Consider the following 13,084-nt stretch of genomic DNA (forward strand, 5'->3'; position numbering starts at 1 on the left):
CGGCTACAGCTTGCGCAGGCTCAGGCGCTGCACCTTGTGGTCCGGGCCCTTGCGCACGACGAGGGTGGCGCGGCCCCGGGTGGGAGCCACGTTCTCCAGCAGGTTGGGCTTGTTGATGGTGCGCCAGGTCGTGCGCGCGTAGTCGAGCGCCTCCTCCTCGGAGACCTGGGTGTACCTGCGGAAGTAGGAGTCGGGCTTCTGGAAGGCGGTCTGGCGGAGCTTCTTGAACCGGTTGAGGTACCAGCGCTCGATGTCCTCGGCGCGGGCGTCGACGTACACGCTGAAGTCGAAGTAGTCCGCGAGGCCGACGCGGGTGCGGCCGTCCTTGCCGGGGAGGGCGGGCTGCAGGACGTTCAGGCCCTCGACGATGAGGATGTCCGGACGGCGGACGGTGAGCCGCCGGTCGGGGACGATGTCGTAGATCAGGTGCGAGTAGACGGGGGCCGTGACCTCGTCCTTCCCCGCCTTGATGTCGGCGACGAACCGGGTGAGGGCGCGACGGTCGTACGACTCGGGGAAACCTTTCCTCGACATCAGACCGCGTGCCTCCAGCTCCTTGGTGGGGAGCAGGAAACCATCCGTGGTCACCAGTTCGACGCGTGGGTGTTCGGGCCAGCGGGAGAGCAGGGCCTGCAGCAGGCGCGCGACGGTGGACTTGCCGACGGCGACCGACCCGGCCACCCCTATGACGAACGGGGTGCCGGACTGGGAGCCCTTCTCGCCGAGGAAGGTGTTCAGCGCGCCCCTGAGCCCGTCCGTGGCGCCGACGTACAGATTGAGCAGTCTGGACAGCGGCAGATAGATGTCCCGCACCTCGTCGAGGTCGATGACATCGCCCAGACCGCGCAGCTTCTCGACCTCCTCGGCGGTCAGTGGCAGCGGCGTCTTTTCACGCAGCACGCTCCACTCGGCTCGGGTGAGGTCGACGTAGGGAGTCGCCTCCGGCCTGTGCCGGTGGGCGCTCCGGGGCATCGGGGAGACCGGAGAGATCACAGTCCATTGTTACGGGAGTGTGGACTGGGTGGGGGGTGGGGTGGGTCACGTAGTCGGCTGCTCGGGGTCACGCGGAGCGTCCAGAGGCGTCCAGGGGGCCGGGGGACCCACCAAAAGGTGGCTGGAATTTCCGAATTCGGGCACGGAGTGCCGGGTTCGGGAGGCTGTTGGCGCTTAGGCTGCGGCGCATGTGCGGAATCGTGGGATACGTGGGGTCGCAGTCGGCGCTTGATGTGGTGATGGCCGGGCTGAAGCGGCTGGAGTACCGGGGGTACGACTCGGCGGGCGTCGCCGTGTTGGCGGACGGGGGCCTCGCCGCCGCGAAGAAGGCCGGGAAGCTGGTCAACCTGGAGAAGGAGCTGGTCGGCCGGCCGCTGCCGACCGGGTCGACGGGGATCGGGCACACGCGCTGGGCCACGCATGGAGGGCCCACGGACGCGAACGCCCATCCGCATCTCGACAACGCCGGGCGCGTCGCCGTCGTGCACAACGGGATCATCGAGAACTTCGCGCTGCTGCGTGCCGAGTTGGCCGAGCGCGGGCACGAGCTGGCCTCCGAGACCGACACCGAGGTGGTCGCACACCTGATCGCCGAGGAGTTCTCGGCGTGCGACGACCTGGCGGAGGCGATGCGGCTGGTGTGCCGCCGCCTGGAGGGTGCGTTCACGCTGGTCGCGGTGCATGCGGACGATCCGGACGTGGTGGTGGGGGCGCGGCGGAACTCGCCGCTCGTGGTGGGCGTGGGAGAGGGCGAGGCCTTTCTCGCCTCGGATGTCGCCGCGTTCATCGCCCACACGCGGTCGGCGATCGAGCTGGGTCAGGACCAGGTGGTGGAGCTGCGCCGGGACGGCGTGACGGTGACCGGTTTCGACGGCCGTCCGGCGGACGTGCGCAAGTACCACATCGACTGGGACGCGTCGGCGGCGGAAAAGGGGGGTTATGACTACTTCATGCTCAAGGAGATCGCCGAGCAGCCCAAGGCGGTCGCCGATACGCTCCTGGGCCGGATCGACGCGGCGGGTTCACTGACGCTCGACGAGGTGCGGATCCCGGTTCACGAGCTGCGCGAGGTCGACAAGGTCGTCATCGTGGCCTGCGGGACCGCCTTCCACGCCGGGCTGATCGCCAAGTACGCCATCGAGCACTGGACGCGGATCCCGTGCGAGGTGGAGCTCGCGAGCGAGTTCCGGTACCGGGATCCGATTCTCGGTACGCGGTCGCTGGTGATCGCCATCTCCCAGTCCGGCGAGACCATGGACACGCTGATGGCGCTGCGGCACGCCCGCGAACAGGGCTCCAAGGTGCTGGCGATCTGCAACACGAACGGTTCGACGATCCCGCGCGAGTCGGACGCGGTGCTGTACACGCACGCGGGTCCTGAGGTCGCCGTCGCGTCCACCAAGGCCTTCCTCACGCAGCTGGTCGCCTGTTATCTCGTTGCGCTGTACCTGGGCCAGGTCCGCGGCACCAAGTGGGGCGACGAGATCCAGGCCGTCATCCGGGACCTGTCCCAGATCTCCGGCGAGGTGGAACGGGTCCTGGAGACCATGGAGCCGGTACGGGAGCTCGCACGATCGCTCGCCGACAAGAAGACCGTGCTGTTCCTGGGGCGGCACGTCGGTTATCCGGTCGCCCTGGAAGGTGCCCTCAAGCTCAAGGAACTCGCCTACATGCACGCCGAGGGCTTCGCGGCGGGGGAGCTGAAGCACGGGCCGATCGCGTTGATCGAGGACGATCTGCCGGTCGTGGTCGTCGTGCCGTCCCCGCGCGGGCGCTCGGTTCTGTACGACAAGATCGTGTCCAACATCCAGGAGATCCGGGCGAGGGGTGCGCGCACGATCGTGATCGCGGAGGAGGGGGATGAGGCGGTGGTGCCTTACGCCGACCACCTGATCCGGATTCCGGCCACGCCGACGCTGCTTCAGCCGCTTGTCGCGACAGTGCCGTTGCAGGTGTTCGCGTGTGAACTGGCGACGGCGCGGGGGAACGAGGTGGATCAGCCTCGGAACCTGGCGAAGTCGGTGACGGTGGAGTGAGTTGTTTTTAGGGCGCCGATGAAGCTGACGAAGGCTCCGGTCGGGAAGGTGAGGGTGGCCCTGGCCGGGGCCTTGGAGTCGCGGATGGCTATGTGGGTGGGTGAGTTCGCGATTTCCACGCACTCGTTGCCGTCGCCCTCGCCTGAATAGGACGACTTTCGCCAGTTGTCCATGGGGTGCCTCACAGCTCTTTCGTCAGCTTGTGGATGAACTCGCGCGACAGTTCGGGTTCGAGTGAAGCGGCCTCCACTCTACGGAAGCTCGTTCGGTAAGTGTTGAGCTGAGCCTCGGAATCGATGAGGACTGAGCCGTGGGGCGCGTCACGCACCACTGTGTCCAGCTTGGTCAGGGGGCCGCCCACATACGTCATCGTGCTCGAGGCTTTGGCGAAGTCGTCCACGTCGAAGGGGATGACGCGCAAGGCGATGTGGTCCGCTTCGGAAAGCTCCAGGAGCCGGTTGAGTTGAGCCTTCGAGGTGGCGCGGTCACTGACCCTGATCCGAAGTGCCGCCTCATGGAGCACTACTTCGTACGGAAGGGTGATCTCCTGGCGTGCCATTCGGTGCCGAATGCGCAACTCGACCTCTTCTTGGGTGAGTTCGGGCAGCCGAGATGAGAAGACGGCACGGGCGTAGTCCTCCGTCTGTAGCAGGCCAGGCACGTACAGGATGGCCACGTGGCGTTGAAACTGGGCGTGGTGCTCCAACTCGGACAGGTCCAGGAATGACGTGGGCAGCAGGCCCCGGTACTCCTCCCACCAGCCGTGTGTCCGGTCCGTGGCCATGGCGACCAGCGCCTCGATGAACTCCTCGTCCGAACAGGCGTAGTGGGATGTCAGGCGGCGGAGTCGCTGTTCGCTCACGCCCGTGAGTCCGGATTCGATGTGGCTGATCTGGACGCGACCGGTACCGAGCAACGCCGCCGCTTCGACGGCGGTGAGCCCTGCCGCCTCGCGGAGCCTGCGCAACTCGATCCCCAAGCGCATCTGACGTGCCGTTGGTTCGCGCCTCAGGACCATCAGTTGCTCCTCCTCGTTCGGGGGCAGATTACGCGATCGGCTTGCTCGGGATGACAGGTTATCCCTACGGTGGGTGACGCGACGCACACACTGCGACACCCCGGGGCACCGGAAGCGCACCGCTCCGTCCTGCCATGACGGCTGCGTCAATGCCACCGCCCGGAACCGCCGCGTATCCCCAACCCCCCACCCCTCGAACGGAGTTCACCCATGCCCGAAACCGTCGCCGAGCCCTGGGAGTACATGATGTACATCCCCCACGACCTCCGTGCCGTCACCGTCAGTCGCCGTACCGTCCGCCTGATCCTCACCCTGCACGGACTGATCCGCCTCGCCGACGTCGCCGAGCTGGTCGCGGCCGAGCTGGTCTCCAACGCCGTACGGCATACGAAGGGCCAGGCGGCGCTACGGGTGCAGTGGCGGGCCGGGGTCCTGCGCATCGGCGCCTGGGACGCGGACCCGCAGCCCCCGGAGCCTTCCCTGCCGTGGGACCGGGTCGCCGACGCGGAGGAGGGCCGCGGCCTCGCCCTCGTACGGGCCTGCGCCGATCTGTGGGGCTGGCAGCCGCTCGCCAGGAACGGACAGCGCGGCAAGTACGTGTGGTGCGAGCTGGCGGCGGCCTGATACTGCAACGGTGTTTGCCGTGGCGGTTGGGCGGTTGGGCAGTTGGCACGTGACCTGGCTCCTGTCCCGCTTCCTCCGCTTCCCGTAACGGCGCGTCGACTCGCCTGTCACAGGGGCGTCTTGATGCGACGCCTGTCGCAACGCCCGCCCGGCGGCGGGTCTCCTCTGAAGCAACGAAGCCCGCTCAGCCGGAGCGAGCACGACGACACCGCTTCCCAGGAGTTCCGATGCGCGTCAAGAAGATGTCCGCTCTCGCCCTCGTCGTCGCCGCTGCCGGCCTCTCGCTGACCGCGTGCGGCAGCAGCGACGGATCGAGCGCCTCCGCCAACACCAGCGCGTCACCCACCAACGCGTCCAGCGCCGCGAGCAGCTCCACCGGCGGTCAGAACTCGACCTCGACCGCAGGTTCCTCCACGTCCGGTTCCTCCTCGTCCGGTTCCTCCACCGGCTCCAGCAAGGGCAGTGGGCTGACCGCCCAGAACCGGTCCGCGACGTCGGGCTCCATGTGCAAGACCGACCATCTCGCCCTCAGTGCCTCCGCCGCGGGGGTCAAGGACCAGATAGTCGTCAACCTGAAGAACACCGGTTCCGGCAAGTGCAGCATGCACGGCTTCCCGGGCGTCCAACTCGTGGGCCCCGACGGTCTGGGCGACACCGGGCCCGACGCCGCCCGCACCGACGCCTCGGGGTCCACTGTCAGCATCGGGCCCGGCGAGGAAACCCGCTTCCTGCTGCGCTACATCCCGAGCACCAGCGGCTCCGCCAAGACCTACACCCGGCTCTCCGTCACCCCGCCCAACGAGAAGGTCTCGGAGATCGTGAACCTCAACGACCTGGCCATCACCATCGCCGCCCCCAGCGGCGACGCTCCCGACGTCTACGTCGACCCCATCGGCTACCACGTCGGCTCAGGCAAGTGAGCCCAGTGACATCCCGCGGGGGCCCTCCCTCCTGAGAGGATCACCCGCACCGTACGGATATGCGAATGCAGGGTGGGGAACATGGGCGTTCTGGTGCTGGCCGGTCTCCTGGTGCTTGTCATCGGTGGGTGCGTGTGTGTGGTGTGGGCGTCGCGAGGCGGGCCCCGCTGGGTCCGGGGCGTGGCGGCGGTGACGCTCGTCGTGGGGCAGCTGGTGCGCGCCGCCGTGAAGAGCAACGGGCGACGGAGTGCGAATCGGTCCAGCAGTGACGGCGACTAGGGCCTGGCCCGTCGGACAGGCGCCGGCGTCGGCGAGGAGGCTCGTCCCGATGGTGGCGTTAGGCCGTTTGTCCCGCTGTGGGGGTTCCCGCTGCGACCCGTGGGCCGGTGCCCTCTTATTCTCGGACACGACCTTTCGAATACCAGAGGAGCAGTGCCATGGGACAGAACGTCTTCTTCGAGGTGTCCGCGGACGGGGAGCCGCTCGGCCGGATCGAGTTCAAGCTGTACGACGACGTGGTCCCGGAGACGGCCCGCAACTTCCGTGAGCTGGCCACCGGTCAGAACGGTTTCGGCTACAAGGGCTCGCCGTTCCACCGTGTCATCCCGGACTTCATGCTGCAGGGCGGTGACTTCACCAACGAGGACGGCACCGGCGGCAAGAGCATCTACGGTGCGAAGTTCCCGGACGAGAACTTCAAGCTCAAGCACACCAAGCCGGGTCTGCTGAGCATGGCCAACGCCGGCCGGAACACCAACGGCTCGCAGTTCTTCATCACCACGATCGTCACCGACTGGCTCGACGGCAAGCACGTCGTCTTCGGTGAGGTCGTCGAGGGCATGGACGTCGTCAAGGCCGTCGAGAAGCTCGGCAGCCGTTCCGGCGCCACGTCCAAGAAGATCGTCATCTCGGACTCCGGCACCGTCTGAGAGATCCGGGCCGGGACTCGTCCGGCCGTACGGCACAGAGATCGAGCGGGAACGGCTGCGGCCGTTCCCGCTCGATCCGTATGGGGCACCCTCGCCTCTCCTCGGCGTGACGCGGACCACACCGCATGAATTTCGGCTCGCCCTGTAAGAAGTGGGCCGTCACACGCATTGCTTGGTGAGAGAGCCGATACGAGGGGATGGCGTGTGACACATGCCCAACGCTTCAGGGATGTCTACGAGGAGTGCTATCCGCGCGTCCTCGCCTATGCCACGAGTCTGGTGGGTCGACAGGTGGGCGAGGACATCACGAGCGAGACGTTCACCGTCGCCTGGCGGCGCGTACGGGACATTCCGCAACCCGCACTGCCCTGGCTGCTGGGAGTGGCCCGCAACCTGGTGCGCGAACTGCGCCGCCGGGACAGCCGCCAGTACGCCCTCGCCGCCGAGGAGGCGCAGCGCATCGGCAGCGGTGCCCGGGGCGACGTCGGTGACGTCGCGGCGGACGTGACCGACCGGGAAGCCGCGTTGCAGGCCCTGGCGAGTCTGTCCGACGCCGACCGGGAGCTGCTGACCCTGATCGCCTGGCACGGGCTGAGCCCCAAGCAGGCGGCACGGGTCCTGGGCTGCACCATCGCGACGCTGACCGTCCGGCTGCACCGGGCCCGCCGCCGTCTGGAGAAAGCCCTGGAGGCGGTGTCCCCGGCGGAAACGGCGTCCGTAGCCCCCGCACAAGCGCCGCCCGCACGGGTGCCGCCCACGCAAGCGCCCCCAGCACGGGTGCCGCCCACGCAAGCGTCACCCGCACACGCGCCGGCCACGCAAGTGCCGCCGGCTCGGGCCCCGCACCGCAGCACCGATCGCAAAGGAGCACTCACATGAAGAACACCCACGCACGGTCCGGGCGGCCCGATGTCCTGAGGGTGCTCGCGGACGCCCGGCCCGACGAACTCGACCCGGCCCGGCTGGCCGACTCCCCGCGGCAGCACGACGACCTGGCACGCATCCTGGCCGGAGCGACGGACAGCGGCGCGGCACGCTCCCAGGAACCGCGGCGCCTCTGGGTCGGGATCCGGCCGCTCGGGACCGTCGTGGCTGTCGCGGCCGTCGCGGCGTCGGTGGTGGTCGTGAGCACGCTCGACGGGCAGGATCCTTCAGGCGTGCGCACGAGCGCACGCCCGCAGTCCTCGGCCGCCACGCCGGGGTCGGCGGCGTCGGACGGTCGCGCCGACGTCCAGGTCGACGGCCGCCTCGAACTGCTCAGCGTGGCGAAGAAGGCGGAGACACCGGCGGCCGAGGGAACGTACTGGCAGACCACCACGCGCTCGCAGGACGTGAACGTCGTCGGTGCGAAGGGACAGCTCTTCGCCGTGCGCACCACGTCGAGGGGGGAGTGGTCGGTGGGTGTGCGTCCGGGAACCCGGAGCCTGATGGTCTCCGGTCTGGACGACGTGACCGCGCCCCGCACCGAGGCGGACCAGGCGCGCTGGCGGGCCGCGGGCTCGCCCGCCACGGTGCAGGCCGAGGCCTCGACCGCGGCCGGACAGGGCACGCTGGGGTACAGGATCGGAACCGGGCGACCGATGGTCATGCGGACGGACGCCGGCGACAAGATCTACGCCCTCGGCCCGCGGAACGTCTCGTACCAGGATCTGCGCGAACTTCCCTCCAGCAGTGGGGAGTTGCGCCGTCAGCTGGAGAAGCTGTACGGGGAGGACAGCAGCGGTGCCGAGACCGGCGGCGGGCGCACGGCCTATGTGCTGCGCCAGGCGGCCGACCTCATCACGATGCCGGTGAAGCCCGCCGTACGGGCGGCCGCGTATCGGGTGATCGCGGACCTGCCCGGCGTCCGGGGGCTGGGGCGTGTCACCGATCCTCTGGGGCGTGAGGGCGTCGGTGTCGCGTTCCCCGGCACGGCGCGGACGCCGCTGGGGAGCGTGCAGCAGCGGCTGGTCGTGGACCCGTCCACCGGCGCGATGCTCTGCGAGCAGACCGTGCTGGTCGAACCGTCGGCCAGGGCCCGGGAGGCGGGTCTCGAGGCGGGTACGACGGTGAACTACGAGGCGACGACGCGGATGAGCTGGGGTGAGCACCAGATCACCGTGCCGAAGAACGCCGGCCACTGAGCTCGCGCAATCAACGCCGAGAGGTCGGCACGTCGGCGGCCGTCCGGCCCATAGGGTGCTGGGCATGAGCATCATCGGGGTCGGTATCGACGTGGCCGAGATCGACCGGTTCCTGGCGGCGCTGGAGCGTACGCCGGGGCTGGCCCATCGGCTCTTCCTGGATCAGGAGTTGCACCTGCCGAACGGGGAGCGCCGCGGCATCGCGTCCCTGGCCGCGCGCTTCGCCGCGAAGGAGGCGGTCGCCAAGGCGCTGGGCGCCCCGGCCGGCATGCACTGGACGGACGCGGAGGTCTACGTCGAGGACAGCGGCCGGCCGCGGCTGCGGGTGACGGGGACGGTGGCGGCGCGCGCGGCCGAACTGGGCGTCCGTTCGTGGCATGTGTCGCTGAGCCATGACGCGGGGGTGGCCTCGGCCGTGGTGGTGGCCGAGGGGTAGGGCGGGGGAGGGGCCGACGTCCCGCGGCCGGGGCGGCGCGGTGAGCCCGCGTACGGGAGACTCGACCCATGCGTACTGCGTACAGCGTGGAGACGGTCAGGGCGGCGGAGCGTGAGCTGATGGCGCGGCTTGCGGAGGGTGCGCTGATGCAGCGCGCCGCGGCCGGACTGGCCGCTGCCTGCGCGGACTTGCTGGGACGGGTGTACGGCAGCCGGATCGTGCTGCTCGTGGGCAGCGGGGACAACGGGGGCGATGCGCTCTACGCCGGGGCCCGGCTGGCGCGGCGGGGGGCGGGGGTCACCGCCGTGCTGCTCGTGCCCGAACGGACGCATGGAGCGGGCCTGGCCGCGCTGCGGCGGGCCGGGGGCACGGTGGCCGGGTCCGGCGCCGCCGAGGAGTTGATCCTGCGGGCCGACCTCGTCGTGGACGGGATCGTCGGCATCGGGGGCAAGGGCGGCCTGCGGCCCGAGGCGGTGCCGCTGGCCGCGTACGCGGCGGACTCCCGGGCGGCCGTGGTCGCCGTGGACCTGCCGAGCGGGATCGAGGCCGACACGGGAGAGGTCCTGGGTACCGCCGTCCGCGCCGATCTGACGGTGACCTTCGGGACGCACAAGCCCGGGCTGCTCATCGACCCGGGGCGTGAGTACGCCGGTTCGGTACGCCTCGTCGACATCGGGCTCGAACTGCCCGAGGAGGCCGAGCTGGAGGCCCTTCAGCACATGGACGTGGCGGCGCGGCTGCCGGTGCCGGGGGCCGAGAGCGACAAGTACCGGCGTGGGGTCGTCGGGATCGCGGCCGGGTCCGCGCGGTATCCCGGGGCCGCCGTGCTCGCCGTGTCCGGGGCGTTGCGGGGTGGGGCGGGGGCGGTGCGGTACGTCGGGCCCGCGGCGGATGCCGTGATCTCCCGCTTTCCCGAGACGCTCGTGTCGGACCAGGGGCCCGCACGGGCCGGGCGGGTCCAGGCGTGGGTGGTGGGGCCCGGGGTCGGGGACGACGCTTCGGCGGTGGCGCAGGTGCTCGGGGCGGATGTGCCGGTGCTGGTGGACGCGGACGGGCTGCGGCTCGCGGACCGGTCCGCCGTACGGGCCCGTACCGCGCCCACGCTGATGACTCCGCACGCCGGGGAGGCGGCGGCGTTGCTCGGGGTCTCGCGGGAGTCGGTGGAGGGGGCTCGACTGGCGTCGGCGCGGGAGTTGGCGCTTCGGTACGGGGCGACCGTGCTGCTGAAGGGGTCGACGACGCTGGTCGCCGATCCGGCGGGCGGTGCGGTGCGGGTGAATCCGACGGGGACGGCGTGGCTGGCCACGGCCGGGAGCGGGGACGTGCTGTCGGGGCTTGCGGGGTCGTTGCTCGCGGCCGGGTTGTCGGCGTTGGACGCGGGGAGTGTGGGCGCGTATCTGCACGGGCTGGCGGGGAGGCTCGCGGCGGACGGGGCGCCCTTGGGGGCGCATGATGTCGCGGCGGCGATTCCGGAGGCCTGGCGGGACGTCCGCGACGCGCTCCGCTGAGTGCGCCGTTCTTTGGCTGCGGGGCGGTGGGGGCTGGGCGCGCAGTTCCCCGCGCCCCTAGGGCGGGGCTTCGCCCCAGCCCCCCGGTGGGTTCTTTGTCCGCGGGCGGTGGGGGCTGGGCGCGCAGTTCCCCGCGCCCCTAGGGCGGAGCTTCGCCCCAGCCCCCCCCGGGTGGGTTCTTTGTCCGCGGGTGGTGGGGGCTTGTCGCGCAGTTCCTCGCGCCCCTGGGGTGGGGCTTCGCCCCAGCCCCCCCGGGTGGGTTCTTTGTCCGCGGGTGGTGGGGGTTTGTCGCGCAGTTCCTCGCGCCCCTTAGGGGGGCGCTGCGTTGCCCATTACGGGGGACCCCGTCCGCGCGGCGCACCCCCGCTCGCCCCGGGGTTGCGTATCGCTGGTCGCATGATGATGAGCAGACGAATGAGATGCGGGAGCGCGGGGGTGCTCTTCGCGCTGCTGGTGGTGATGCCGGTGGAGGGGGCGGCGGCGGAGGCCGGGCCCCCGGCGCCCGGGCCGGGAAGCGAGCTGGTGCCCGGCGTGCCGCCGGGGCCCCAGCAACCGTGGCAGGTGGACACGCCGGACCAGATGCTGCCGCCCAAGGTGTACACACCGAGCGCGAAGGAGGACGCCGTCGAGCCGAGGGACGCCCCCGCGCAGACGGACGCGCTCATCGAGTACGTCCCCCTCAGCGAGGCCGTCGCGGGCAAGTCCGTGACGTGCACCAAGCTGACCGGGCCGTACCAGCGGCAGGTCGAGCGGTGGCTGAAGCTGAAGGTCGACGGGAAGCAGTCGAAGGGCGACTGCGCCGCCATCCGGGCGTTCCAGAAGAAGCAGGGGATCAAGCCGAACACGGGCTTCGCCGGCCCCGCCACCTGGGGCTGGATGCGGCTGCTGTCCGCGAAGAAGAACCCGAACGCGGCCGGGAAGTGCCCCGTGCGGTCGTACCGCGTGGCGTGTGTGGACCTGACCCGGCAGCTCACCTGGGTGCAGAAGGGGAAGAAGGTGCTGTGGGGACCGGTGCCGATGCGCAGCGGGCGGGCCGGGTACCGGACCAGGACCGGCTGGTTCAAGATCTTCTGGAAGCACAAGAACCACTGGTCGACCCTGTACAACACCCCGATGCCGTACAGCCAGTTCTTCAGCGGCGGAGAGGCCTTCCACGCCATCTACGGCAGCGTCTACGACCCGAACGGCTCGTACGGCTGTGTCAATCTGCGCCTCGCCGACGCCCGCTCCCTGTGGAACGTCACCAAGACGAACGACCGGGTGTACGCGTGGGGCCGCAGGGCCGGCACCTGACCGTCCTCCGGGGGCTCTCGGGCCCCTCTGAGACACTGGGGGCGCGATGAACGACACAGCACCCCTGCGCGCCCGCGCAGAGATCGACCTGGCCGCCCTGCGGGCCAACGTGCGGACCCTGCGCGCCCACGCGCCGTCCGCGGCCTTGATGGCCGTGGTCAAGTCCGACGCGTACGGCCACGGCGCGGTCCCGTGCGCCCGCGCGGCGCTGGAGGCGGGCGCCACCTGGCTCGGCACCGCCACCCCCGAGGAGGCCCTCGCGCTGCGCGCGGCCGGCCTGACCGACAGCCGGATCATGTGCTGGCTGTGGACGCCGGGCGGGCCGTGGCGGGAGGCCATCGAGGCCGACCTCGACGTGTCGGTGAGCGGGATGTGGGCCCTGCGGGAGGTCACCGCGGCGGCCGAGGCGGCCGGGACGGCCGCGCGGGTCCAGCTCAAGGCCGACACCGGGCTCGGGCGCGGCGGCTGCCAGCCCGCCGACTGGGCCGAACTCGTGCGCGAGGCGCTGGGCGCCGAGGAACGCGGGCTGATCGACATCACCGGTCTGTGGTCGCACTTCGCCTGCGCCGACGAACCCGGGCATCCCTCCATCCGTGCCCAACTGGACCGTTTCCGCGAGATGGTGACGTACGCCGAGGAGCGGGGCGTGCGCCCCGAGGTGCGGCACATCGCCAACTCGCCGGCCACGCTGACCCTCCCCGAGAGCCACTTCGACCTCGTACGGACGGGGATCGCGGTCTACGGCGTCTCGCCCAGCCCCGAGATCGGCACCCCGGCCGACTTCGGGCTGCGCCCGGTGATGACGCTGAGCGCGTCCCTCGCGCTGGTGAAGCACGTACCGGGGGGCCACGGGGTCAGTTACGGGCATCACTACGTCACCGCGGGTGCCACCACCCTCGGCCTCGTCCCCGTCGGCTACGCGGACGGCGTGCCGCGCCACGCCTCCGGCACCGGACCGGTGCTGGTGGGCGGCAAGTGGCGGACGGTGGCGGGGCGGGTCGCGATGGACCAGTTCGTGGTCGACCTGGGCGGGGACGAGCCGGTGCCCGGTTCGGAGGCGATCCTGTTCGGTCCGGGCGACCGGGGCGAGCCGACCGCCGAGGACTGGGCGCGGGCGGCGGGGACGATCGCGTACGAAATCGTCACCCGGATCGGAACCCGAGTGCCGCGCGTATACGTGAATAAGGAACAAGGCGGGTAACCC

Annotated in this window: 14 protein-coding genes; 11 read left to right on the forward strand and 3 right to left on the reverse strand. The window is 70.7% G+C overall.

All coding sequences use genetic code 11. From position 1 onward, the window contains the following. Positions 1 to 3: 3 nt before the first annotated feature. A complete protein-coding gene (gene coaA, locus FNV62_RS30565) occupies positions 4 to 972 on the reverse strand; it encodes a type I pantothenate kinase (protein ID WP_060895269.1) in 969 nt (322 codons plus the stop codon). Between the two features lie 209 nt (positions 973 to 1,181). Here coaA and glmS point away from each other — a divergent pair, with 209 nt between their 5' ends. Beyond that, a complete protein-coding gene (gene glmS / locus FNV62_RS30570; RefSeq protein WP_097285871.1) occupies positions 1,182 to 3,029 on the forward strand; it encodes a glutamine--fructose-6-phosphate transaminase (isomerizing) in 1,848 nt (615 codons plus the stop codon). Here glmS and FNV62_RS30575 read toward each other — a convergent pair. Continuing rightward, positions 2,990 to 3,202, reverse strand: a complete 213-nt coding sequence (locus tag FNV62_RS30575; protein ID WP_097289139.1) for a DUF397 domain-containing protein — start codon at positions 3,200 to 3,202, stop codon at positions 2,990 to 2,992. The two genes, glmS and FNV62_RS30575, sit on opposite strands and share 40 nt — an antisense overlap. Before the next feature lie 8 nt (positions 3,203 to 3,210). Then, entirely contained in the window at positions 3,211 to 4,047 is an 837-nt protein-coding gene (locus tag FNV62_RS30580; RefSeq protein ID WP_143605579.1) for a helix-turn-helix domain-containing protein, read from the reverse strand. Positions 4,048 to 4,257: 210 nt separating this feature from the next. Here FNV62_RS30580 and FNV62_RS30585 point away from each other — a divergent pair, with 210 nt between their 5' ends. The 10 genes from FNV62_RS30585 (at position 4,258) to alr (ending at position 13,081) form a co-directional block, all read left to right on the forward strand. Further along, a complete protein-coding gene (locus FNV62_RS30585) occupies positions 4,258 to 4,671 on the forward strand; it encodes an ATP-binding protein (protein ID WP_143602633.1) in 414 nt (137 codons plus the stop codon). A gap of 227 nt (positions 4,672 to 4,898) precedes the next feature. Then, the gene (locus tag FNV62_RS30590) at positions 4,899 to 5,591 is read left to right on the forward strand and encodes a DUF4232 domain-containing protein (protein WP_143602634.1); all 693 of its coding nucleotides are present in this window, start codon (positions 4,899 to 4,901) and stop codon (positions 5,589 to 5,591) included. A gap of 81 nt (positions 5,592 to 5,672) precedes the next feature. After that, on the forward strand, positions 5,673 to 5,870 hold the full coding sequence (locus tag FNV62_RS30595) for a hypothetical protein (RefSeq protein ID WP_144315702.1): 198 nt from the start codon (positions 5,673 to 5,675) through the stop codon (positions 5,868 to 5,870). 158 nt (positions 5,871 to 6,028) lie between these two features. Beyond that, positions 6,029 to 6,520 (forward strand): peptidylprolyl isomerase, encoded by a 492-nt coding sequence (locus FNV62_RS30600; protein ID WP_060895263.1) that lies wholly within the window; start codon positions 6,029 to 6,031, stop codon positions 6,518 to 6,520. A gap of 204 nt (positions 6,521 to 6,724) precedes the next feature. After that, positions 6,725 to 7,399, forward strand: a complete 675-nt coding sequence (locus tag FNV62_RS30605; protein ID WP_143602638.1) for an RNA polymerase sigma factor — start codon at positions 6,725 to 6,727, stop codon at positions 7,397 to 7,399. Continuing rightward, on the forward strand, positions 7,396 to 8,643 hold the full coding sequence (locus FNV62_RS30610; protein WP_143627824.1) for a CU044_5270 family protein: 1,248 nt from the start codon (positions 7,396 to 7,398) through the stop codon (positions 8,641 to 8,643). Before FNV62_RS30605 ends, FNV62_RS30610 begins: the two co-directional genes overlap by 4 nt. Positions 8,644 to 8,707: 64 nt before the next feature. After that, entirely contained in the window at positions 8,708 to 9,079 is a 372-nt protein-coding gene (locus FNV62_RS30615) for a holo-ACP synthase (protein ID WP_060895278.1), read from the forward strand. A 68-nt stretch (positions 9,080 to 9,147) separates the two neighbouring features. Next, a complete protein-coding gene (locus tag FNV62_RS30620; protein WP_097285877.1) occupies positions 9,148 to 10,587 on the forward strand; it encodes an NAD(P)H-hydrate dehydratase in 1,440 nt (479 codons plus the stop codon). A 414-nt stretch (positions 10,588 to 11,001) separates the two neighbouring features. Beyond that, a complete protein-coding gene (locus FNV62_RS30625; protein WP_143602641.1) occupies positions 11,002 to 11,880 on the forward strand; it encodes a L,D-transpeptidase family protein in 879 nt (292 codons plus the stop codon). A gap of 46 nt (positions 11,881 to 11,926) precedes the next feature. Beyond that, positions 11,927 to 13,081 carry an alanine racemase gene (alr, locus tag FNV62_RS30630; RefSeq protein WP_097285879.1) on the forward strand — a complete coding sequence of 385 codons (1,155 nt, stop codon included), beginning with the start codon at positions 11,927 to 11,929 and terminating at the stop codon, positions 13,079 to 13,081. Positions 13,082 to 13,084: the final 3 nt, after the last annotated feature.

It is taken from the genome of Streptomyces sp. RLB3-17 (genome assembly GCF_007113425.2).
Classification (GTDB): Bacteria; Actinomycetota; Actinomycetes; order Streptomycetales; family Streptomycetaceae; genus Streptomyces; species Streptomyces mirabilis_D.